The following is a 21,256-nucleotide window of genomic DNA, read 5'->3' as shown; positions in this document are numbered from 1 at the left end:
TCCAAGCTTTAACAGGCTTGTCCAGGCTGGTGGGCCCCGCTCCCCCGAGCGGGGCCCACGCCGCAGCGGTTCAGAGCTGCGCGAGCACCGCCTCCAGGTCGTCGAGCCCGAGCGAGCCCTGCGAGAGCGCGGCCATGTGCCAGGCCTTGAGGTCGAACTCCTCGCCGCGCGCCTCGTGCGCCGCCCGCGCCGCCGCCCGGCCGCGCAGCCAGGCGCGCTCGCCGAGCTTGTAGCCGATCGCTTGGCCCGGCAGGCCCAGGTAGCGGACCAGCTCGCTGTCCAGGAACGCGGGGGCCAGGCCGCAGTACTGCCCGAAGAACTCGCGGGCCGACTCCGGCGTCATCAGCTCGCCGGGACGGTAGGGCGAGTCGGCCGGGAACTCCAGGCCCACGTGCATGCCGATGTCCACGATCACCCGCAGCGCCCGCAGCATCTGCGCGTTGAGGTAGCCGAGCCGGTGGCCGGGGTCGGTCAGGTAGCCCAGCTCGTCCATCAGGCGCTCGGCGTACAGCGCCCAGCCCTCCAGGTTGGCGCTCACCCCGCCGAGGCTGACCTGGTAGGTGGAGAGGCTGCCGGCCACGTAGTTCCACTGCGCGAGCTGCAGGTGGTGGCCGGGCACGCCCTCGTGGTACCAGGTGCTGACCAGGTCCCAGACCGGGAAGCTGTCACGGCCCATCAGCGGCAGCCAGGTCCGCCCGGGGCGGCTGAAGTCCAGCGAGGGCGCGGTGTAGTAGGGGGCGCTGGCGGTGCCGGGCGGGGCGATCTTCGACTCCACCCGGGTGACCGGCTCGGCGAGGTCGAAGTGGACGCCCTGCAGGTCGTTGATCGCCTGGTCCATCAGGCCCTGCAGGTACTCCCGGGCGGCCTCGCTGCCGGCGATCGCCGGGCCCTCGTTCTCCAGCCAGTGCATCGCCTCCATCGGCGTGCTGCCCGGGCGCACCTTCTCGGCCTCGACGCGCATCTGCGCGGCCAGGTCGTGGAACTCGGTCCAGGCCCACCGGTAGGCCTCGTCCAGGTCCAGGTCGGCGCCGTTCCACAGCCGCACCCAGCGCTGGTAGCGCTCGCGCCCGATCGGGTCGGGCGTGCCGGCGGCGGCGGGGGCGTAGACCTCGGCCAGCCAGTCGCGCAGCTCGGCCAGGGCGGCGGAGCCGGCCAGCGCGTGCCCGGTCAGCTCGGCCCGCAGCGCCTCGGGCGCGGGCTCGACCAGGGCGCCGAACCAGCCGGCCCCGGCGGCCTCGGGCCGGGCGGAGGCGTCCGGGGCCAGCCACTCGGCGATCTGCTCCAGCACCGTGACGACCTGGCGCGGACCGGAGAGCAGGCCCTGCTCGATGCCCTCGGCCAGCGTGGCGCGGTACTGCCGGACGGCCAGCGGGAACCGGGCCAGGCGCCGGCCGAGCCGGGCCCAGTCCTCCTCGGTCTCGGTGGGCAGCAGGGTGAAGACCTCGCGGACGTTGTGCAGCGGCGAGCCCAGGTTGCGCACCGCGCGCAGCTCCTCGCCGGCCTCGTGCACGGCCAGTTCGGCGGTCAGCCGCTCGCGCAGCAGCCGGGCGCAGCGCTGCTCGGCCGCTGTGTCATCGGCGGCGCCGAGCGCACCGCCGGCGCCGGCCGCCTCGGCCGCGTCGAGCTCGGCCAGGGTGCGGCGGCCGAGATCGGCGACGGCCTTGTGGCCCTCCGGTGACAGGTCGGGCAGGCGGTCGTCCTGCGGGTTGAGCCCGAGGTAGACCGCGGTCAGCGGGTCGAGGTCGGCGAGGGCCTGGACGTACGCGTCCGCGATCTGGCGCGGGGTACGGCCGTCGGCGGCGGGATTCGGTTCGGAAGCCATCCGGACATCTTTTCGCAGCCAGGACGCTTTGCAAGCCCCTTTTCCGGAACCGGGCCTTCGGGATCCGCGGGGCCGTGGCCGAGCGCCTGCGCACCCGCAGGTCGCGCACGCGGGGGTTCCGCCGGGCCGCCCGGCCACTACGCTGACCGGCATGAACGCCAGCGAGCCGGTCGCGGACAGAGCCGACAGAGCGGACGCCGCAGCGCCCGGTGCCCCGGACGAGCGGCCCCGGCGCGCCGGGTACCGCCGCCTGCCGGTGCAGCAGCGCCGCGAGCAGCTGATCGCCGTGGCGCTGGAGCTGTTCAGCACCCGCCCGCCGGACGAGGTGAGCCTGGACGACGTGGCCGAGGCCTCCGGCGCCTCCCGCCCGCTGGTCTACCGCTACTTCGCCGGCGGCAAGCAGCAGCTCTACGAGGCCGCGCTGAACAGCGCCGCCGAGGAGCTGATCAGCCGCTTCACGGTGCCGCCGCGCGGCACTCCGACCGAGCAGCTGGGCGCGGTGCTGGACGGCTACTTCTCGTTCGTCGCCGAGCACGCGGCCGGCTACGGCGCGCTGCTGCGCGGCGGCTCGGTGGTGGAGACCGCGCGCACCGGCGCGATCGTGGACCGGGTGCGCCGCTCCGCGCTGCGCCGCACCCTGCGCTACATGGGCGTGCCCGAGGCCGGGCCCCGGCTGACCCTGCTGGTCCGCTCCTGGATCTCGGTGGTGGAGGCCTCCTCGCTCAGCTGGCTGGACGAGGGCCGGCAGATCCCGCAGCGCCAGCTGCGGGAGTGGCTGGTGGACGAGTTCGTGGCGATGACGGCGGCCACCGCCGCGCACGACCCGCAGAGCGCCGAGGTGCTGACCGGTCTGCTGGCGCTGGAGGCCCCGGACGGACGGGCTGCCGCGCTGCTGGCCCGGCTGGCCGCGCTGCGGGTCGGCACCTGACGAGGACGCACCCGCCGGTCAGGGCCTGCCGCACACGGCTCGGGCCCGGACCGGGCGCGGCTCAGGCCTTGCCGAGCACCTGCCGCTGCCGGCCGAGCCCGCTGACCTCCAGCTCCAGCACGTCGCCGGGCTGCAGGAAGGCGGTGCCGGGCCGGCCCATGGTGACGCCGGCCGGAGTGCCGGTGGTGACCACGTCACCGGGCTCCAGCACCATGAACTGGCTGATGTAGCGGATCACCTCCAGCACCGGGAAGATCATGTCGGCGGTCCGACCGTCCTGCCGCAGCTCGCCGTTGACCCACAGCCGCAGCTCCAGCGCCTGCGGGTCGCCCAGCTCCTCGGGGGTGACCAGGTAGGGGCCCAGCGGGTTGAAGGTCTCGCAGCACTTGCCCTTGTCCCACTGGCCGCCGCGCTCCAGCTGGAAGGCCCGCTCGGTGACGTCGTTGGAGACGGTGTAGCCGGCGATCACCGCCGCCGCCTGCTCCGCGCTCTCCAGGTAGCGGGCGGTGCGCCCGATCACCACGGCCAGCTCGACCTCGTAGTCCGTCTTGGTGCTGCCGCGCGGGACCAGGACCTCGTCGTTCGGGCCCACCACGGTGTTGCTCGCCTTGAGGAAGAGCACCGGCTCCGCGGGGATCGGCGCGCCCGCCTCGGCGGCGTGGTCGCGGTAGTTCAGCCCGACGCAGACCACCTTGCCCGGCCGCGCCACCGGCGCACCGATCCGCTGCCCCGCGAGGTCGACGACCGGCAGCTCACCGCGCCCCAGCGCACCGGTCAGCTCGGCGGTGTCCAGCCGGGACAGGAACGCCCCGTCCAGGTCGGGAGTGCGCCCCGAGAGGTCGTACGCGGTGTCGTCCGGGCCCAGCACGATCGGGCGCTCGGCGCCCGGGGGGCCAACTCGGAGGAGCTTCATCTGCCCATCACCACCTGTGGTCTCGTCGGTCCCCGAGGTATATCAACCGGGCGCGGCGGCCAGCCAGGGGGTGCTCCTCGGCCAGTTCCTATCAATTCCTCCAAGCGCCCGGGGGTCCGGATCAGCCACCCGTACGGTTGACAGGCCCGGGGAACCGTCAGACCGACCCGAGCAGCGCCGCGAGCATGCCCGCCGGGCAGGGGCGTTCGGGGGCGGGGGTGCGGGCGAGCCGGCGCTGGATGTCCTCGACGTCCGGATGCCCCTCGCCGAGGGCCGCGGTGGCGTGCGGGAGCAGCTCGTCCAGCAGGCAGTACGCCTGGTCGAAGGCGCCGACCCGGGTCAGCAGCACCGCGAAGTCGTGGCAGGTGCGCACGGTGCGGCCGTCGCCCGGCCCGAAGGCCAGCGCGAACTGCTCGATCAGCGGCCGGAGCTCGTCGAGCGCCTCGGCGGCCTTGCCCTCGCCGGCCGCCAGGAACGCGGCGTCGGCCCGTCTGCGCAGGTCGCGGATGGTGTCGGCGGCCCGCTCCAGGCGGCGGCCCACGGCGACGGCGTCGGCGGGCCGGTCGGCGGGCTCCTTGGCGAGCAGTTCGAGCAGCAGGTCGGCGAGCTCGACGGGCAGCGCCGGCGGGCGGGCAGGGGGTTCGTCCAGGTGCTGGGCCATCAGGCCGTAGGTGCTGGTGGCGGTGAACGGGCGGGCGCCGGTGAAGAGTTCGAAGAGCACGCAGCCGACCGAGTAGAGGTCGCTGCGCACCGTGCCCGGCTCGCCGCGCCAGCGCTCGGGGGCGAGGTAGGGCGCGCTGCCGATCACCGCACCCTCGGTGGTGATCGCTTCCTGGTTGTCACCGATCTGGGCGATGCCGAAGTCCAGCACCTTGAGCAGCTGCTGGTCGGGCCCGGTGAACATGATGTTCTCCGGCTTGACGTCACGGTGGATCACCTCGGCGGCGTGCGCGGCGGCGAGCGCGTCGCACAACTGGCGGGCCCAGAGCAGCGCGCGCGGGAGCGCCGGGCGCTGATCGGCGAGCACCTGCTTGAGGGTCAGGCCGTTGAGCAGCTCCATCACCAGATAGCTGTAGCTGCGGCCGGGCTCGGCCGCCTCGCCCTGGTCGAAGATCAGCACCACGCTCGGGTGGACCACCCGGGCCAGCACCTTCATCTCCCGGGCGAACCTGGCCAGGTCGGTCCCGGTGCTCGGCGAACCGTGCTGGTGGAGCAGCGTCTTGACCGCCACCTGGCGGCCGAGCCGCTGGTCGTAGGCCTCCCAGACCACCCCGAACCCGCCACGGCCCAGTTCGCCGACCAGGCGGTAGCGGTCTCCCAGCAGCTCGCCGGCTCTCATCTCTCCCCCAGCACCAGGTTCAGTAGACGGGGAGGCCGAGCAGCATCGCCAGCTCCCCGGGGCGGGAGTGGCCACGATTGCGCTTGCGCTCCAGATCACGAGAGAAGGACCACAGGTCCTGTGTCGCCTTCGCCACGTCCTCGTCCCCCGGTCCCAAGGTGGCGGTCATCAGCGGCAGCAACTCGCCCAACAGTCCTGCCGCTCCAGCGATATCGTCAGCCATCCCCCGCCAGATGGCAAGGTCGTAGCAGATCTGCAGGGTCAGCGGATCGGCGGCGCCGAGCAGCCGGGCCGCGTGCGTCACCAGTGCGGTCAGCCGGCCGACGGCCTCGCCCGGTTGCCCGGCCTCGCCGAAGGCCCAGGCCTGGTCGACCTGGGCCTGCAGCTGGTCCCGCGGGTCGGGCTGGACCGGGCCCCGGTAGCCGGCCGCCACCGCGGCGAGCCGGGCCCCGGCGTCGGCGGCGTCCGCCGGGCGGGCGGCCGGCTCCTTGGCGAGCAGCGCCTGCACCACCTGGTCCAGGCCCGGCGGCAGGTCGGGGCGGACCTGACCGGGCCACGGGACGGGGTCGTTCAGGTGCCGGTGCATCAACTCCTGCGCGGACCCGCCGAGGTAGGGCGGGCGCCCGGTGCACAGCTCGAAGAGCACGCAGCCCAGCGCGTAGAGGTCGCAGCGGCCGTCGGCGGGCGCCTGGCGCCACTGCTCGGGCGCCAGGTACGGGGCGTTGCCGGTCTCGGTGGCGGGCGCCAGGTGGGCGGTGCCGAAGCCGAGCAGCTTGATCGCGCCCAGGGGGGCGCCACCGGCGACCGGCTGGGGCGTGAGGAGGAAGATGCGCCCCGGCTTGATCCCCCAGTGCACCACCCCCGCGGCGTGCGCGGCCTTCAGCGCCTCGCAGATCTGCTGGGCCCAGACCAGCACGTGACCGAGGTCGGCGGGGCCGGCCGCGATCACGGCGTCCAGGGTGTGGCCGCTGAGCAGCTCCAGGGCCAGCGCGCGCGGGGCGCGGTTCTCCACCGCCACCAGGTGCGGGTGGCCCAGCCGGCCGGCCCGCTCGGCCTCGTCCAGGAAGCGGTCCACCGCGGGCGGCGGGGCCGGGGAGTGCGGCGGCACCAGGTGGAGGACGACCCGGTGACCGTCGGACCGGTCGACCGCCTCCCAGCGGTCCCCGGTGACCGACTGACCCAGTCGGCGCACCATCTGATAGCGGTCGTCCACCAGCGGGGCCTGGAGATCTGACATGCGGATCAGCCTATCGGGCGGGGAGGTCGGCGGAACTGGCTTTCCCCACCCGCCCATCGCCTGCTTTCCCCGCCCGGCCATCGCCTGCCTTCCCCGCCCGGCCGCCGGTCCGTACCGCGCTGACTAGCCGTCGGACTTCGGCAGGCCCGGCGGGTTGAGCTCGGAACTCGGCACCGCCTCGTTCGCCAGCCCCCAGCGCTGCAGCACCTGCCCGTACGTCCCGTTCCTGATCACCTCGTCGAGCGCCGCCTGGACCGCGGTGATCAGCGGGTTGCCCTTCTTGACGGTGGCCGCGATCTTGCCCTGCAGACTCGCCCCGGCACCCGAGTAGGTGCCGATCACCTGGGTCTGCCCGGTCTGCGCGGCGTGGAAGGCGCTGGTCGGGTTGGGCCCGACCCAGGCGTCGATCCGGCCCGAGCCGAGCGCCAGGTAGTAGTCCGAGGAGTTCTGGTAGTAGGCGATCTTCACCGGCTTGAGGCCGGCCGCCACGTCCTGGGCGCTCCAGTCCAGCAGCAGCTTCTCCTGGTTGGTGCCGGAGGAGACGCCGATGGTGCGGCCGGCCACGTCCCTGGGACCGGTGACCTTCCAGTCGGCGCCCTTCTTGGCCTCGAAGGCCAGGTTGTCCAGCCGGTAGGTGGCGAAGTCGTACTTCTCCTTGCGGGTCTCGGTCACCGTGATGTTGGTGAAGCCGACGTCGTACTTGCCGCTGTCCAGGCCGACGAAGACGTTCTCCCAGCTCTCGGGGTGGAACTGCACCTTGAGTCCGAGGACGTCGGCCACCAGGGTGGCGAGGTCGGGTTCGGCGCCGATCACGGTCTTGTCGTCGGTGGCGTAGAAGTCCAGCGGCGGGACGGTACCGAGGGAGTCGACCACCTCCAGGGTGCCGTGGGCGCGCACGTCCGCGGGGACCAGCGCGGCGATCGAATCCACCTTCGGGGTGCTGATCCGGTTCTGCTGTGGCGTCAGGTTGATGCCCGTGCCCGTGCCGGCGGCGGCCGGGCCGGGATCGGCGGTGGCGCTGGCGCAGCCGGCCAGAGCCAGGGCGGCGGTGAGCGCGAGCAGCAGGCGGGGCAGGCGGGTGCGGGTCATGGGTCGGCTCCTCTCAGAGAACCTTGGCGAGGAAGGCGCGGGTGCGTTCGTGCTGCGGGTGGTCCAGCACCGCGGCGGCGGGGCCCTGTTCGACCACCACCCCGCCGTCCATGAAGACCACGGTGTCCGCCACCTCGCGGGCGAAGCCGATCTCGTGGGTGACCACGATCATCGTGGTGCCGGAGCCGGCCAGGCCCTTGATCACCTCCAGCACCTCGCCCACCAGCTCCGGGTCGAGCGCCGAGGTGGGTTCGTCGAAGAGCAGCACCTTGGGCGTCAGGGCCAGCGCCCGCGCGATCGCCACCCGCTGCTGCTGCCCGCCGGAGAGCTGGCGCGGGTAGGCCTTCGCCTTGTCCTCGAGGCCCACCCGGCCCAGCAGTTCCAGCGCCGCCTCCCGGGCCTGCGCCCTGGGCCGGCCGAGCGCGCTGATCGGCGCCTCGGTGATGTTCTCCAGCACCGTCAGGTGCGGGAACAGGTTGAAGTTCTGGAACACGTAGCCGATCCGGGTGCGCTGGCGCAGCACCTCGCGCTCGCGCAGCTCGTGCAGCCGGTCCCCCACCCGCCGGTAGCCGATCAGCTCGCCGTCGATCGAGACCACCCCGCGGTCCAGCTTCTCCAGGTGGTTGATGCTGCGCAGCAGCGTGGACTTGCCGGAGCCGGAGGGCCCCAGGATCACCGTGACCGAGCCGGCCGGCACGCTCAGGTCCACCCCGCGCAGCACCTCCAGCGTGCCGAAGCTCTTGTGGACGCCCCGGACCTCGACCATCGCGCTGGCGCTCATGACTGGACCCTTCGGATCAGACGGTGCAGGGGCGTCGGCGCCGCGGTGCGCTGCGCGCCGCGGGCGAAGTGCCGTTCCACGTAGTACTGCAGGACGGAGAGCACGGTGGTCAGCAGCACGTACCAGACGGTGGCCACCATCAGCAGCGGCACCACCCGGCCGTTGCGCCCGTAGACCACCTGGACCTGGTAGAAGAGTTCGCCGATCGCCATCACGTAGACCACCGAGGTGCTCTTGAGCAGCGCGATCACCTGGTTGGCGGCGTTCGGCAGGATGGAGCGCATCGCCTGCGGCAGCACGATCCGGCGGATCTGGCGCAGCCGCGGGATGCCGAGCGCGGCGGCGGCCTCGAACTGCCCGGCCTCGATCGCGATCACCCCGGCGCGCACCACCTCGGCCGCGTAAGCGCTCTGGTAGAGCGCCAGCCCCAGCACGGCCGCGCCCTGCGCGCTGAGCACGTCGACGGTCCGGAAGGACCACAGCTCAGGGCCGAACGGCACGCCCAGCGCCAGGTGTTGGTAGAGGTAGGAGATGTTGAACCAGAAGACCAGCTGGACGATGAGCGGGATCGACCGGAAGACCCAGGTGTAGGTCCAGGCGATGCTCTGCAGCACCAGACTGCCCGACAGCCGCCCGAAGGCCACCACGACGCCGAGGGCGAAGCCCAGCACGGTGCCGTAGGCGGTGAGTTCGAGGGTGGTGCCGACCGCGCGCAGGATGGACGGCGTGGTCAGGTAGCGGGCGAAGGTCGGCCAGTCCCAGCCGGGGTTGACGGCCAGCCCGTGGACGAACTGGCCGACCAGCAGCAGGGCGAGCAGGGCGGCCAGCCAGCGCCCGGGATGCCGGGCCGGCCGCACCGGCAGGGTGGTGGGATCAGCGTCGGAGCCGGGCGGGGCCGCGGCCCGGCGCAGGGTGAGGCTCACGCGGAGGACTCCTGTCGGTGGGGTGGGGAGGACACGGGATCACGTGTGCTCGAGCGGGCTGATCTGCGACTGGGTGATGGCCGAGCCGCCGGTGCCCCACTTGTCCAGGATCCGCTGGTAGGTGCCGTCCTTGATCAGCTGGTTGACCGCCGCCTGGAAGGCCGGGGTCAGCGGGCTGCCCTTCTTGAACGCGAAGCCGACGTCCAGACGGTGGAACTCGCCGACGAACTTCGTCCCGGCGGCCGGCTGGGCGGCCTGGTAGCGCAGGCCGTTGATGGTGGACATCACCGCGTCGATCCGGCCCTGCTGGAGACTGGTCAGGATCGCGCCGTTCTCGGAGAAGGACTGCACGGTGTACGGCTTCTTGCCGGCGTCGGTGCACAGGTGCTTCTGCGTGTTGAGCGTGGTCTCGAAGGTGGTGCCGGCGCCGGTGCCGATGGTCAGCCCGCACAGCTGGGTGAGCTGGGTGACGTCGGTCAGCGCGGTGTTGTCCTTGCGGACGGCGAAGCCCTGGCCGTCGTCGATGTAGGTGACGAAGTCGATGGTCTTCAGCCGGGCCGTGGTGACGCCGAAGTTGCCGGTGCCCACGTCGTACTTGCCGCTGCCGAGCGCGGGCAGGATGGTCTCGAAGGCGGCGTCCTCGCGGTCCACCTTCAGGCCCAGCACCCGGGCGACGGCGTCGGTGACGTCCACGTCCAGGCCGGCCGGCTTCTTGGTCGCCGGGTCGGGGTAGTAGGCGCTGGGCGGGGTGCCGAAGGAGCTGCCGACCTTGAGCGTGCCGCCCTGGCGGACGTCGGCGGGCAGCAGGGCGGCGATCGCGTCGACCTTCTGCTCCTGGGAGACCACGTCGCGGTTCGGGTCCACCCCCTGGGCGGCCGGCCGGGCCGTGGCGCCGCCGCTGCCGGAGCCGCAGGCGGTGAGCGCGAGCAGCGGCAGCAGGGCGACGGCGAGGGCGGCGGTGCGGGGTCTCACGGGGTTCGTGCCTCTCGGTTCAGGAACTTCTCGAAGGGCAGCGGGCCCGGGGTCGCGGGCTCGCCCTCCACGAAGAGCGGGGTGTAGCCGGCCGCCGGATAGAGACCCTTGGCCTCGGGCTGGCGCGGCCCGGTGGTCAGGAAGATCCGCCGGTAGCCGGCGAGGCGGGCGCGCTGCTCCAGCTCGCCCAGCACCCGGCGGGCCAGGCCGCGGCGGCGGTGCGCGGAGTGCGTCCACATCCGCTTGAGCTCGGCGCTCGACTCGTCGTAGCGGCGGAAGGCACCGCCCGCCACCGGTTCGCCGTCCGCCAGCAGGAGCAGCAGCAGGCCGTGCGGCGGGGCGAACTCGGCGGCCGGGTAGCGGGCCATCTCCTCGTACGCCCCCTCGCCGTACCGGGCCACGTACTCCTCGGTCAGCTCGCGGATCAGCGGCTCGGCCAGCTCGTCCGCCAGGCCCGCCTCGCGGAAGGTCAGGACCGGGCTCACGCCTGGACCGCGATGAGCTGGTGGCGGTCCCGCTCGGCCTCGGCCGCCTTGCGGGCCCGCTCGGCCGCCACCGCGGCGTCGCGCCTGGCGACCTCCTCGCGGACCAGCGGGATCACGTAGCGGCCGAAGTCGATCGCGTCGTTCAGCAGGTGGTAGCCGCGCGCCGAGAGGATGTCCACGCCCAGGTCGTAGTAGTCGAGCAGGGCCTGGGCCACCGTCTCGGGGGTGCCGACCAGGGCGTTGGAGTTGCCGGCCCCGCCGGTGGCGGCGGCGGTCGGCGTCCACAGCGCCCGGTCGTAGCGCTCGCCCGCCTCGGCGATGGCGATCAGCCGCTGCGAACCGGTGTTCTCGGGTGCCTCACCAGCGGTGCCGCGGCGGACCAGCTCGCCGCCGGCCTTGCGGGCGTTGATCCGCTCCACCGTCCGGTGCGCCTTCTCCCAGGCCAGCTCCTCGGTGGGCGCGATGATCGGCCGGAACGCCACCTGGATCCGCGGCGGGGTCGTGCGCCCGGCGGCAGCGGCGGCCTGCCGCACCCGCTCGATCTGCGCCGCGGTCTCGGCCAGCGGCTCGCCCCACAGGCAGAAGATGTCCGCCTCGGCCCCGCCGGCCGCGTACGCCGCCTCCGAGGAGCCGCCGAACGAGACGCCGGGCCGCGGCTGCTGGACGGGGAAGACGTCCGCGACGAAGTCGTTGAAGCGGTAGTACTCGCCCTCGTGGTCGAAGGGCTCGTGGCTGGTCCAGGCCCGCTTGACGATCTGGATGTACTCCCGGGTGCGGTCGTAGCGCTGGTCCTTGGTCAGGAAGTCGCCCTCGCGCTGCTGCTCGTGGTCGTTGCCGCCGGTGATGAAGTGGACGGTGAGCCGGCCCTGGCTGATCTGGTCCAGGGTGGCGAAGGTCTTGGCGGCGAAGGTCGGGATGGAGAGGTTGGGCCGGTGGGCGAGCAGGATCTGCAGCCGGTCGAGCCTGCTGGCCAGGAAGGCGGCGCCCTGCGCCGGGTCCGGCGAGCCGGAGCCGTAGGCGAACAGCACCCGGTCCCAGCCGTTCTCCTCGTGGGCCCGGCCCAGCCGCAGCGTGTAGTCGCGGTCGAAGGCTTCGGTGCTGCGGGCGGTGGTCTCCGAGCCGTCACTGGTGGCGGCGATACCGAGGAACTCGACGGGCATGACTGACGACCTCTCAGGTGATGGGGCACGCCGCAGGAGCCCCGGGCGGCGGACGGGCAGCGCGGAGGCGGCCACGGGGCACGGGGCGGACGGCGGGATGGGACGGACGGTGCGGTGGCGCGGACGGCACGGTGGCGCGGACGGCGCGGTGGCGCGGTTCCGGGGCGGCGAACGACGGACGGCGGGCGCGGGCGGGGCACAGGCGCGGAGCAGGCGCGTGCGGGCGATCAGCCTCAGCGGTTGGCGAGGGCGGCGGCAGCGTGCGCCTGGCGGCCGACGGCGGCTCCACGGTGCGCGGTGCGCGTGTGGCGGCGGCCGACGGCAGGTCCCGGCCCGGGAAGGGGCACCGAGGGAGATGGCCGCGTCGAGGAACGCGGCGCCGGGCCGGTCAGACGGCCCGCTGCCGGGTCAGCCGCGACACGCCGCGGACCACACCCGACCGAAGTCGATGTGGTCGCGAGTGACCAGGGGCTGGGCGGCGTTCATGTGCCCAGTTGAACAGTGAGTCATGGACTTCGTCAACCACTGTCCAGAACCGCGGTCCGGCGGCACGGTCACCCTTGACAGCCGTTCACCGGTGCCACGTACGATCGTTGACGGAGCAGAGCAGTGCCGCCGCGTTGAGGGACGCGGCCCGCGTGATCGGCGACCCATCGCCCGCGTGATCGGCGACCCATCGCCCGCCCGCCTGCTCTGGAGCCCTCCCATGGCCACCTCGAACGAGGTCCTGCCCGCCACCGGCCCGCCACCCTCCGCTCCCCCGCCCGATGAGCCCCCGCCCGGCGGACTCCCCGCCGGCGGACTTCCGCTCGCCGAGCTCCCGATCGCCCGCCGCCGGCGCCCGGTGCAGTGGCTGACCACCGCGCTCGCCCTGCTGGTGCTGGCGATGGTGGCCGACTCCGTCGTGCGCAACCCGCGTTTCCAGTGGGACGTGGTCGGCTCCTACCTGACCACCACCGCGGTGCTGCACGGGCTGACCCTCACGCTCTGGCTGACCGCCGCCACCATGGTGCTCGGCTTCACCCTCGGCACCCTGCTGGCCGCCGCCCGGATCTGGGGCAACCTGCTTCTGCGGAGTCTGAGTTGGGGCTACGTCTGGTTGTTCCGTTCGATCCCGCCCCTGGTCCAGCTGCTGCTCTGGTTCAACCTCGGCGCCCTCTACCCGACGCTCGGCCTCGGCATCCCGTTCGGTCCCGAGTTCGTCACCGTCAGGACGGTGCACCTGTTCGGCCCGGTGCTCACCTCGGTGATCGGACTGACCCTGCTGGAGGCCGGTTTCGCGGCCGAAGTGGTGCGCGGCGGCATCCTCTCGGTCGACCAGGGGCAGTTGGAGGCCGCCCAGTCGCTGGGCCTGGGCCGGCTGCGGGTGATGCGCCGGATCGTGCTGCCGCAGGCGATGCGCTCGATCGTGCCGACCGCCGGGAACATGCTGGTCGGTCTGCTCAAGAGCACCAGCATCGTCAGCGTGCTCGCCGTCCAGGACCTGCTCTACTCGGTGCAGTTGATCTACAACCAGACCTACCAGGTGATCCCGCTGCTGCTGGTGGCCACCCTCTGGTACCTGCTGCTGACCACCCTGCTGTCGGTCCTGCAGTACTACCTGGAGCGGCACTTCGCCCGCGGCTCGACCCGCGGCGCACTACCGCCCACCCCGCTCGGGCGCCTCGGCGCCCGGCTGTCGCGGCTGCGCGCCGCGGTGGACGCACCTCCGGCGCCGGAGGCTCGGGCATGAGGGCACTCGCGATCATCGGCGCCGGGCCGCGCGGCACCGGCCTGCTGGAGCGGATCGCCGCCAGCGCCTGCGAACTGCTGCCCGCGGAGCAGCAGTTGGAGATCCACCTGATCGACCCGCAGCCGCCCGGCGGTGGCCGGATCTGGCGCCACCGGCAGTCGCCGCTGCTGCGGATGAACTCGATGGCCGAGGACGTCACGATGTTCACCGACGAGACCTCCGTCGTCGAGGGACCGGTCCGCCCCGGCCCCTCGCTCGCCGAGTGGGCCGCCGACCAGCCGGCCTTCGCGCCCTACCGGCCGGTGGCCGACCCGGCGGTGCGGGCCGAGCTGGCCGCCCTGGCGCCCACCGACTTCGCCACCCGGCGGGCCCAGAGCGCCTACCTGGACTGGGTGTTCCGCCGGGCGGCGGCCCAGCTGCCCGACCGGATCAGGCTCACCGTGCACCGCGAGGCGGCCGTCGCCCTGCACGGCCCCGCCGACGGCCCGCAGCACATCACGCTGGCCTCGGGGCGCGAGCTGCGGGCCGACCAGGTGGTGCTGACCGTGGGCCACCTGGGCTCCGCGCCGGACGAACGGCACGCCGCCACCGCCGCGTTCGCCCGCCGCCACGGCCGCTTCCACCTGCCGCCCGCCTTCTCCTGCGAGGCCGCCGTCGCCGCCGTCGCCCCGGGCGAGCGGGTGATCCTGCGCGGTTTCGGCCTGGCCTTCGTCGACCTGATGGCACTGCTCACCGAGGGCCGCGGCGGGCGGTTCGAGCACCGCCCGGCCGGCGGGGTGCACTACCACCCCTCGGGCCGCGAACCGCTGCTGCTGGTCGGCTCGCGGCGCGGAGTGCCCTACCACTCAAAGACCGGCTACCCGCTGCAGGGCCCGCCCGCCCCGCTGCCGCGCTACTTCGGCCCGGCCGCCGTCGAGGAGCTGCTCGACCGCCCCGGACCGCTCGAACTGCGCCGGGACGCCTGGCCGTTGATGGCCAAGGAGATCGGCTTCGGCTACTACCACGAGCTCTTCCACGCGCACCCCGAGCGGACGACGCTGCCCTGGGCCGAGTTCCTGGCCGGCTACGACCGGTACGGCTGGTACCAGCCGGAGTTGACGGCCCTGGTCGAGCGCGCGGTGCCAGAACCGGGCGACCGGCTCGACTTCGAACGGCTGGACCACCCGCTCGCCGGTCTGCGCTGCACCGACCCCGAGCAGCTCCAGCAGCAGCTGCGCGCGTACATCCGGGCGGACGCCGACCGCCGTGCCGACCCCGCGTACAGCGCGGACCTGGGCGCCTTCCTGGCCCTGCTCTCGCTCTACGGCCAGCTCCCCCGGCTGCTGGCCGCCGGACGGCTGACCGCCCGCTCGACCGCGCGGGAGCTGGACGGCTGGTGGCAGGGCTTCTTCAGCTTCCTGGCCTCCGGCCCGCCGGGCTTCCGGCTGCGCGAACTGCTGGCGCTCTCCGAGGCCGGCGTGGTCCGCTTCCTGGGCGCCGGCCTGACCGTGAGCGAGGACGAGGCGAGCGGCACCTTCGTGGCCGCCAGCGAGAGCCTGCCGGGCCACCGGACCACCGCCACCGCGCTGATCGAGGCCTACCTGCCCCGGCACGACCTGGCGCGCACCGAGGACCGGGTGCTCGCGCAGCTGCTGCGCGAGGGCCGGCTCGCCGAGGAGGTGCTCGCCGACCCGGACTTCACCCACCGCTCCGGCCTGCTGACCGTCGACCCCCGCGACGGGCGGCTGCTCGACCCCGGCCTCGGCGGTGCCCCGCACCCGCGCCGCCTCGCGCTCGGCCCGCACACCAACGGCCGTGCCGTGGCCGCCTTCGCCCGCCCGCGCACCAACGCCCCGGCCTTCCGGCAGAACGACGCAGCCGCCCGCACCCTGCTGCGCGCGCTGGCGGCTCCCGGCCAGGTGGGCCCGGTTGCGGCAGATGACAGGATGGTGGTGGGGCTGACGACGGCGCGGCCCTGATCCCAAGCTGGAGGTGGGCGACAATGGCCAAGCAGGCTCCGCAGAGCGACCCGGCGCAGGACGCCCCCGAGGTCGGCGCCCCGCAGAACGCCGCCGCAGGGCTCAAGGCCGTGCGGCAGAGCCTGTCGATGGCGCACGAGCAGATGAGCCCCCGCCGCACACTGGCCACCCTGACCAAGGTCAACCAGCACGGCGGCTTCGACTGCCCCGGCTGCGCCTGGCCGGAGCCGGACAAGCCGCACGCCGCCGAGTTCTGCGAGAACGGCGCCAAGGCGGTGGCCGAGGAGGCCACCGAGCGCCGGATCACCCGGGCGTTCTTCGCCGAGCACCCGGTGGCCGAGCTGGCCGGGCGCTCCGGCTACTGGCTCGGCCAGCAGGGCCGGCTCACCGAGCCGATGCTGCTGGCCGAGGGCGCCACCCACTACGCGCCGATCGGCTGGGACGAGGCCTTCGCGATCATCGCCGAGGAGCTCAACGCGCTCGACACCCCCGACGGCGCCGCCTTCTACACCTCGGGCCGCACCAGCAACGAGGCCGCCTTCAGCTACCAGCTCTTCGCCCGCAAGCTGGGCACCAACAACCTGCCGGACTGCTCCAACATGTGCCACGAGTCCTCGGGTTCGGCGCTGGTGGAGACCCTCGGGGTGGGCAAGGGCAGCGTCAGCCTCAAGGACCTCTACCAGGCCGACCTGATCATCGTGGCGGGCCAGAACCCGGGCACCAACCACCCCCGGATGCTCTCCGCGCTGGAGCGGGCCAAGCGGGCCGGCGCGACCATCGTCAGCGTCAACCCGCTGCCGGAGGCCGGCCTGGAGCGGTTCAAGAACCCGCAGCACGCCCGCGGCCTGGTCGGCGGCGGCACCAAGCTCACCGACCTGTTCCTGCAGATCCGCCTCGGCGGCGACCTCGCGCTGTTCCGCGCGCTCAACCAGCTGATCCTGGCCGCCGACGGCGGCGTCGATACGGCCTTCGTCGCCGAGCACTGCCACGGCTTCGAGGAGTTCGCCGCCGAGGCGGAGTCGACGGACCGTCAGCAGGTGCTCGCCGCAACCGGTCTGCCCTGGGAGCAGATCGAGGAGCTGGCCCGGCACGTCCTGGCGTCGAAGAAGGTCATCGTCTGCTGGGCGATGGGCCTGACCCAGCACAAGCACTCGGTGCCGACCATCCGCGAGGTGGTCAACTTCCTGCTGCTGCGCGGCAATGTGGGCCGCCCCGGCGCCGGAGTCTGCCCGGTGCGCGGGCACAGCAACGTGCAGGGCGACCGGACCATGGGCATCTTCGAGCGCCCCGCGCCCGCCTTCCTGGACGCGCTGGAGCGGGAGTTCGGCTTCCGGCCGCCGCGCGAGCACGGCTACGACGCGGTGGAGTCGATCCGGGCGATGCGCGACGGGCGGGTCAAGGTCTTCTTCGCGATGGGCGGCAACTTCGTCGCGGCCACCCCGGACACCGAGGTCACCGAGGCCGCGCTGCGCAACTGCCGGCTGACCGTGCAGGTCTCCACCAAGCTCAACCGCTCGCACCTGGTCACCGGCGCCCGGGCGCTGATCCTGCCCACCCTCGGGCGCACCGACCGGGACACCACCGAGCGCGGCGACCAGTTCGTCACCGTCGAGGACTCGATGGGCATGGTCCACTCCTCGCAGGGCCGGCTGCGTCCGCCGGCCCCCGGCATCCTCTCCGAGACGGCGATCGTCTGCCGGCTGGCCCGCGCCGCGCTCGGCCCGGCGGACCCGATCCCGTGGGAGGAGTTCGCCGCCGACTACGGCAGCATCCGCGACCGGATCGCGGGCGTGGTGCCGGGCTTCACCGACTTCAACGCCAGGGTCAAGGCGCCGGGCGGCTTCGCGCTGCCGCACGGCCCGCGCGACTCGCGCACCTTCCCCACCGCCACCGGCAAGGCCAACTTCACCGTCAACGAGCTGACCGCTCCCGAGGTCCCCGCCGGGCGGCTGCTGCTGCAGACGCTGCGCTCGCACGACCAGTACAACACCACCATCTACGGCCTGGACGACCGCTACCGGGGCATCACCGGCGGTCGGCGGGTGGTGCTGGTCAACCCGGCGGACGCGGCCGAACTCGGCCTGACCGAGGGCGGCTACGTGGACCTGGTCAGCGAGTGGCGCGACGGGGTGGACCGGCGCGCGCCGCACTTCAAGGTGGTGCACTACCCGGTCGCCCGCGGCGGCGCGGCGGCCTACTACCCGGAGACCAACGTGCTGGTCCCGCTCGACTCGACGGCCGAGATCAGCAACACGCCCACCTCCAAGGCCGTGGTGATCCGCTTCGAGCCGGACAGCGGGGCCTGATCCACACCGGACCCGTCGGTCACCAGGACCGACGGGCCCGCGCGGTCAGTGCTCGGCCGGCGCCCGGTCAGTGCGAGGGGCTGTCGGACGGCGTGCCCGAGGGCGGACCGCTCACCGGCGCGGTGCCCGAGGGCGAGGCCGACGGGCTGCCCGAACCGCTGCCCGAGGGCGAGGGGCCCACCGACGCGGTGCCGGAGGGCGACCCGGACGGCGTCGGCGAGGTGCTGCCCGACGGCGAGGCGCTCACCGGCGCGGTACCCGAGGGCGACCCGGACGGCGTCGGCGAGGTGCTGCCCGACGGCGCGGCCGGCCCCGGGCCGGCCGGCGACGGGGAGCCGCCGGAGGGCGAGGCACCGGAGGGCGAGGAGGAGCCGGGCGAGGGCTTGGCGGCGGACGGCGGCGCCGACGGGCTGATCGGCACCACCGGCAGCAGCGCGGGCAGCGGCGGCTCGCTCGGCAGGCCGGGCGCGGTGGCCGGGCCAGGGGCGATCGGCGTGATCGTCTCGGCGTCCTGCAGCGTGGCGGGCACCTTCCAGGCGCCGCCCGCCTCGTCCGAGGCGTTCTGCGGGTCGGGCCGCACCGCGCCCAGGATCGGCGCCATGCCGATCGGCGAGACCCGCACGAACGCGCCGGTGTGCGGGGCCTGCACGACCAGTCCGCCGCCGATGTACATCGCGACGTGCTCGGCGCTCTCGTAGTAGACCACCAGGTCACCGGGGCGCAGCTGGTTCAGCGGGACGTGCGGCAGCTGGGCCCACTGGTCCTGGCTGGTGCGCGGGATCTGCACGCCCGCGCTCAGCCAGGCCTGCGAGGTGAGGCCGGAGCAGTCGTAGGCTTCGGGCCCGATGCCGCCCCACAGGTACGGCTTGCCGAGCTGGGCGAGCGCGTAGGCCACCGCCTTGCGCCCGGCGGCCGAGGGCGTGCGCTCCCCCTGGCCGAGCGCGCCGGAGGCCAGGAAGGCCAGCTGCGCCTGGTCGATCTGCTGCTGCTCCAACTGCTGGAGCTCGTTCTGCTGGGCGCCGGTGAGCGAGGAGACCACCTGTTCGACGGTGGCCAGCTGGCGGGAGATGTCGGCCTTGTTCCGGTCCTGCTGGGCGAGCAGCGCCTTGCTGGCGTTGACCGCGTCGCCGGACTGCTTCTTCAACTGCTGCAGCGACGCCTGGTCGCTCTTCAGCTGACCGATGAACTCGGCCTGCGAACGGCTGGCGGCGGACAGCAGCGCCGCGAGGTGGGCGGCCTGGTACGGGTCGTTGGTCAGCAGCAGCTCGCCGAAGCCGGAGAGGTCGCCGTTGCGGTACTGCTCGGAGGCGATCTCCGAGGCGACGTCGATGCCCTGGTCGACCAGCGCCTGCTGGGCGTCGACCTTGCTGTCGATGCCGGCCGCGGTGATCTGCTGGGTGGCCAACTGCTGGGCGGTGGCGTTGTACTGCTCGGTGGCGGCCTCGGCGTTCTGGTAGAGCAGGTGGATCTTGTCGAGCAGCGGGCCGAGCGTCGCCTCGGCCTGGGCCAGCGGATCGGCACCGGGGGCGCCCGCAGCGGTGGACGGCGCCGAGGAGGCGCCGGGCGCCGGCTCGCCGGCGGCGAAGGCGCTCTGCCCGGCCAGCGGCAGCACCAGGGCCGCCATCGCGAGCACCGCTCCGCAGCGCAGCGCGGCCCGCAGCCACGGCTGAGTCCCGACCATGTGTTCGCGCCGCACGGCACGCATCGGCCCGCCTCCCCAACGTCCGGTGACACCCCACGGCCCGCCGACGGCGAACCCCGACCGATCCTGCCATGCCAAGGACCGGCTGCGGCAGGGAGCGTCCGTACCCGTGGATGAATTCTCGGCACCTCCGGGCCGTGACACAGATCTCAGCAATCCGGCAGCAAACCGGACGTTGTTCGCATAAGACCAGGCCAGACACCTGACAGACTCCTCTTTGTAAGGTGCAGGAAGGAAACGGAGCCCGGAGTCCCAGCCCAGTTAACCTTCCGTTCACCCGCCATCCCTACGGTCGCGCTGAACACGGCAGCAGAAACCACAGTCCGACTACTACGACGATTGTTTGGTAATGGAACACATCACGTTCCTGGTGGCGGTAGTGATCGTCACGGCCCTGGCCTTCGACTTCACGAACGGCTTCCACGACACCGCCAACGCGATGGCCACCTCCATCGCCACCGGCGCGCTGCGTCCCAAGATCGCCGTCACCATCTCGGCGGTCCTCAACTTCGCCGGTGCCTTCCTGTCCGTGAAGGTGGCAAGCACCATCTCCGGCGGCATCGTCAATGAGAAGGCCGGCATCCACCCGGCGGTGATCTTCGCCGCGCTGGTCGGTGCGATCCTCTGGAACCTGCTGACCTGGCTGCGCGGCCTGCCCTCCAGCTCCTCGCACGCGCTGTACGGCGGTCTGATCGGCGCCACTGTCGTCGGAGTCGGCCTCGACGGCGTGAACTTCAGCACCGTGGTCACCAAGATCCTCATCCCGGCCGTCGCCTCCCCGATCGTGGCCGGCGCGGCCGCCTGGGGCGCCACCAAGATGGCCTACCTCATCACCAGGCGCGGCAACGAGAAGACCACCACCAAGGGCTTCAAGACCGGCCAGATCTTCTCCGCCTCGCTGGTCTCGCTGGCCCACGGCACCAACGACGCCCAGAAGACGATGGGCATCATCACCCTGACCCTGGTCTCGGTCGGCGCGCTGCCCAAGCACGCGCTGCCGCCCACCTGGGTCATCGCCAGCGCCGGTCTGGCCATCGCGCTGGGCACCTACAGCGGTGGCTGGCGGATCATCCGCAGCATGGGCAAGGGCCTGACCGACGTCCAGGCGCCGCAGGGCTTCGCCGCCGAGAGCGCGACCACCGCGGTGATCCTGACCTCCTCGCACATGGGTTACGGCCTGTCCACCACCCAGGTGGTCTCCGGCGGCATCATGGGCGCGGGCCTGGGCGGCCCCAAGGCCCAGGTGCACTGGAGCATGGCCCGCCGCATGGTCTACACCTGGGCGCTGACCCTGCCCGCCGCCGCCGTGGTGGCCGGTGCGGCCGCCTACGTCGCCGTCCAGGGCACCTGGGGCGTCGTGCTGGTCGGCGCCGCGCTGGTGGCCGGCTCGGGCGCGATGTGGATGCTCTCGCGCCGCCAGCCGGTGACCGCGAGCAACGTCAACGAGCTGCCGCAGGAGGGCGCGCGCACCGAGGGCACCGAGCTCCCGGTCGTCGCCGAGCTCTCGCCGGAACTGTCCGACGTGGCCGTGGTGACGCCGCCCGGCATCACCGTCACCCCGGTGACGCCGCCGGCCACGCCCACCACCCCGCCCACCGCCACCGTCGCCGCCTGAGGGGCTCGCCATGCACATCAACTGGAGCGCCCTGGCCGACACCGCGGGCGTCAGCTTCCTGGTCACCGTCGCCGTGGTGAGCGCCTTCGCCCTCGGCATCCTGGCCCTGTCCCGTCGTGAGGCCGCCGTCGAGGCCGCCAAGGCCAGTGCCCCGGGCGGCGGCAGCGGCACCGTGGCGCTGGCCGCGGCCGGCGTCTGCTTCGCCGCCTGCGCCGCCGCGGTGGGCTACGGCCTGACGCTCATCGCGAGCTGACGACCCCGAGACACCCGCAGGACGAGGAAGGCCGCGAGCTG

At 73.4% G+C, this 21,256-nt stretch carries 17 protein-coding genes; 6 read left to right on the top strand and 11 right to left on the bottom strand.

Annotation, left to right across the window (positions count from 1 at the left end; translation table 11 throughout):
* Positions 1 to 70: 70 nt before the first annotated feature.
* Positions 71 to 1,822: a DUF885 domain-containing protein gene (locus OG294_RS25885; RefSeq protein WP_327068939.1), complete on the bottom strand. Its 1,752-nt coding sequence runs from the start codon at positions 1,820 to 1,822 to the stop codon at positions 71 to 73.
* A gap of 151 nt (positions 1,823 to 1,973) precedes the next feature.
* Here OG294_RS25885 and OG294_RS25880 point away from each other — a divergent pair, with 151 nt between their 5' ends.
* Complete coding sequence (locus OG294_RS25880; protein ID WP_327068938.1) at positions 1,974 to 2,750, top strand: TetR/AcrR family transcriptional regulator; 777 nt, start codon at positions 1,974 to 1,976, stop codon at positions 2,748 to 2,750.
* A 61-nt stretch (positions 2,751 to 2,811) separates the two neighbouring features.
* Here OG294_RS25880 and OG294_RS25875 read toward each other — a convergent pair whose 3' ends face one another.
* The 9 genes from OG294_RS25875 to OG294_RS25835 all read right to left on the bottom strand — a co-directional run bounded on the left by OG294_RS25875 (position 2,812) and on the right by OG294_RS25835 (position 11,649).
* The gene (locus tag OG294_RS25875; protein ID WP_327068937.1) at positions 2,812 to 3,663 is read right to left on the bottom strand and encodes a fumarylacetoacetate hydrolase family protein; all 852 of its coding nucleotides are present in this window, start codon (positions 3,661 to 3,663) and stop codon (positions 2,812 to 2,814) included.
* Positions 3,664 to 3,820: 157 nt separating this feature from the next.
* Complete coding sequence (locus OG294_RS25870) at positions 3,821 to 5,002, bottom strand: serine/threonine-protein kinase (protein ID WP_327068936.1); 1,182 nt, start codon at positions 5,000 to 5,002, stop codon at positions 3,821 to 3,823.
* 19 nt (positions 5,003 to 5,021) lie between these two features.
* The gene (locus OG294_RS25865) at positions 5,022 to 6,239 is read right to left on the bottom strand and encodes a serine/threonine-protein kinase (protein ID WP_327068935.1); all 1,218 of its coding nucleotides are present in this window, start codon (positions 6,237 to 6,239) and stop codon (positions 5,022 to 5,024) included.
* A gap of 123 nt (positions 6,240 to 6,362) precedes the next feature.
* The gene (locus OG294_RS25860; RefSeq protein WP_327068934.1) at positions 6,363 to 7,328 is read right to left on the bottom strand and encodes an ABC transporter substrate-binding protein; all 966 of its coding nucleotides are present in this window, start codon (positions 7,326 to 7,328) and stop codon (positions 6,363 to 6,365) included.
* 13 nt (positions 7,329 to 7,341) lie between these two features.
* Positions 7,342 to 8,109 (bottom strand): amino acid ABC transporter ATP-binding protein, encoded by a 768-nt coding sequence (locus tag OG294_RS25855; RefSeq protein ID WP_327068933.1) that lies wholly within the window; start codon positions 8,107 to 8,109, stop codon positions 7,342 to 7,344.
* Positions 8,106 to 9,032, bottom strand: a complete 927-nt coding sequence (locus OG294_RS25850; RefSeq protein ID WP_327068932.1) for an amino acid ABC transporter permease — start codon at positions 9,030 to 9,032, stop codon at positions 8,106 to 8,108. The genes OG294_RS25855 and OG294_RS25850 overlap by 4 nt, the downstream gene beginning before the upstream one ends.
* 39 nt (positions 9,033 to 9,071) lie before the next feature.
* Positions 9,072 to 10,004, bottom strand: a complete 933-nt coding sequence (locus OG294_RS25845; protein ID WP_327068931.1) for an ABC transporter substrate-binding protein — start codon at positions 10,002 to 10,004, stop codon at positions 9,072 to 9,074.
* Positions 10,001 to 10,489, bottom strand: a complete 489-nt coding sequence (locus tag OG294_RS25840) for a GNAT family N-acetyltransferase (protein ID WP_327068930.1) — start codon at positions 10,487 to 10,489, stop codon at positions 10,001 to 10,003. The genes OG294_RS25845 and OG294_RS25840 overlap by 4 nt, the downstream gene beginning before the upstream one ends.
* Positions 10,486 to 11,649, bottom strand: coding sequence for an LLM class flavin-dependent oxidoreductase (locus OG294_RS25835; protein ID WP_327068929.1), 1,164 nt, complete (start codon positions 11,647 to 11,649; stop codon positions 10,486 to 10,488). Before OG294_RS25835 ends, OG294_RS25840 begins: the two co-directional genes overlap by 4 nt.
* Positions 11,650 to 12,355: 706 nt before the next feature.
* Here OG294_RS25835 and OG294_RS25830 point away from each other — a divergent pair.
* Genes OG294_RS25830 through OG294_RS25820 form a run of 3 tightly spaced genes read left to right on the top strand, consistent with a single transcriptional unit; the run spans position 12,356 to position 17,645 of the window.
* Positions 12,356 to 13,381, top strand: a complete 1,026-nt coding sequence (locus OG294_RS25830) for an amino acid ABC transporter permease (RefSeq protein WP_327068928.1) — start codon at positions 12,356 to 12,358, stop codon at positions 13,379 to 13,381.
* The gene (locus tag OG294_RS25825; protein ID WP_327068927.1) at positions 13,378 to 15,339 is read left to right on the top strand and encodes an FAD/NAD(P)-binding protein; all 1,962 of its coding nucleotides are present in this window, start codon (positions 13,378 to 13,380) and stop codon (positions 15,337 to 15,339) included. Before OG294_RS25830 ends, OG294_RS25825 begins: the two co-directional genes overlap by 4 nt.
* 23 nt (positions 15,340 to 15,362) lie before the next feature.
* Positions 15,363 to 17,645, top strand: coding sequence for an FdhF/YdeP family oxidoreductase (locus tag OG294_RS25820; RefSeq protein ID WP_327068926.1), 2,283 nt, complete (start codon positions 15,363 to 15,365; stop codon positions 17,643 to 17,645).
* A gap of 67 nt (positions 17,646 to 17,712) precedes the next feature.
* On the opposite strand, the gene OG294_RS25815 is transcribed toward OG294_RS25820, so the two are convergent.
* Positions 17,713 to 19,350 carry a C40 family peptidase gene (locus OG294_RS25815; protein ID WP_327068925.1) on the bottom strand — a complete coding sequence of 546 codons (1,638 nt, stop codon included), beginning with the start codon at positions 19,348 to 19,350 and terminating at the stop codon, positions 17,713 to 17,715.
* Positions 19,351 to 19,696: 346 nt separating this feature from the next.
* On the opposite strand from OG294_RS25815, the gene OG294_RS25810 reads away from it, so the two are divergent.
* The gene (locus OG294_RS25810) at positions 19,697 to 20,962 is read left to right on the top strand and encodes an inorganic phosphate transporter (protein ID WP_327068924.1); all 1,266 of its coding nucleotides are present in this window, start codon (positions 19,697 to 19,699) and stop codon (positions 20,960 to 20,962) included.
* A 10-nt stretch (positions 20,963 to 20,972) separates the two neighbouring features.
* Positions 20,973 to 21,215: a hypothetical protein gene (locus tag OG294_RS25805; protein ID WP_327068923.1), complete on the top strand. Its 243-nt coding sequence runs from the start codon at positions 20,973 to 20,975 to the stop codon at positions 21,213 to 21,215.
* Positions 21,216 to 21,256: the final 41 nt, after the last annotated feature.

The sequence above is a fragment of the Kitasatospora sp. NBC_01302 genome, from assembly GCF_035976515.1.
In the GTDB taxonomy this organism is placed as follows: domain Bacteria; phylum Actinomycetota; class Actinomycetes; order Streptomycetales; family Streptomycetaceae; genus Kitasatospora.
Note: the sequence above shows the minus strand (reverse complement) of the source record. Positions and strands in the feature narration are given on the sequence as shown.

What these genes read in the sequence shown, in the direction of transcription:
- OG294_RS25835 (WP_327068929.1), bottom strand. Translation starts at nt 11,649, where the DNA reads ATGCCCGTCGAGTTCCTCGGTATCGCCGCCACCAGTGACGGCTCGGAG.
- OG294_RS25875 (WP_327068937.1), bottom strand. Translation starts at nt 3,663, where the DNA reads ATGAAGCTCCTCCGAGTTGGCCCCCCGGGCGCCGAGCGCCCGATCGTG.
- OG294_RS25815 (WP_327068925.1), bottom strand. Translation starts at nt 19,350, where the DNA reads ATGCGTGCCGTGCGGCGCGAACACATGGTCGGGACTCAGCCGTGGCTG.
- OG294_RS25820 (WP_327068926.1), top strand. Translation starts at nt 15,363, where the DNA reads ATGGCCAAGCAGGCTCCGCAGAGCGACCCGGCGCAGGACGCCCCCGAG.
- OG294_RS25805 (WP_327068923.1), top strand. Translation starts at nt 20,973, where the DNA reads ATGCACATCAACTGGAGCGCCCTGGCCGACACCGCGGGCGTCAGCTTC.
- OG294_RS25885 (WP_327068939.1), bottom strand. Translation starts at nt 1,822, where the DNA reads ATGGCTTCCGAACCGAATCCCGCCGCCGACGGCCGTACCCCGCGCCAG.
- OG294_RS25865 (WP_327068935.1), bottom strand. Translation starts at nt 6,239, where the DNA reads ATGTCAGATCTCCAGGCCCCGCTGGTGGACGACCGCTATCAGATGGTG.
- OG294_RS25810 (WP_327068924.1), top strand. Translation starts at nt 19,697, where the DNA reads ATGGAACACATCACGTTCCTGGTGGCGGTAGTGATCGTCACGGCCCTG.
- OG294_RS25855 (WP_327068933.1), bottom strand. Translation starts at nt 8,109, where the DNA reads ATGAGCGCCAGCGCGATGGTCGAGGTCCGGGGCGTCCACAAGAGCTTC.
- OG294_RS25825 (WP_327068927.1), top strand. Translation starts at nt 13,378, where the DNA reads ATGAGGGCACTCGCGATCATCGGCGCCGGGCCGCGCGGCACCGGCCTG.
- OG294_RS25830 (WP_327068928.1), top strand. Translation starts at nt 12,356, where the DNA reads ATGGCCACCTCGAACGAGGTCCTGCCCGCCACCGGCCCGCCACCCTCC.
- OG294_RS25870 (WP_327068936.1), bottom strand. Translation starts at nt 5,002, where the DNA reads ATGAGAGCCGGCGAGCTGCTGGGAGACCGCTACCGCCTGGTCGGCGAA.
- OG294_RS25880 (WP_327068938.1), top strand. Translation starts at nt 1,974, where the DNA reads ATGAACGCCAGCGAGCCGGTCGCGGACAGAGCCGACAGAGCGGACGCC.
- OG294_RS25860 (WP_327068934.1), bottom strand. Translation starts at nt 7,328, where the DNA reads ATGACCCGCACCCGCCTGCCCCGCCTGCTGCTCGCGCTCACCGCCGCC.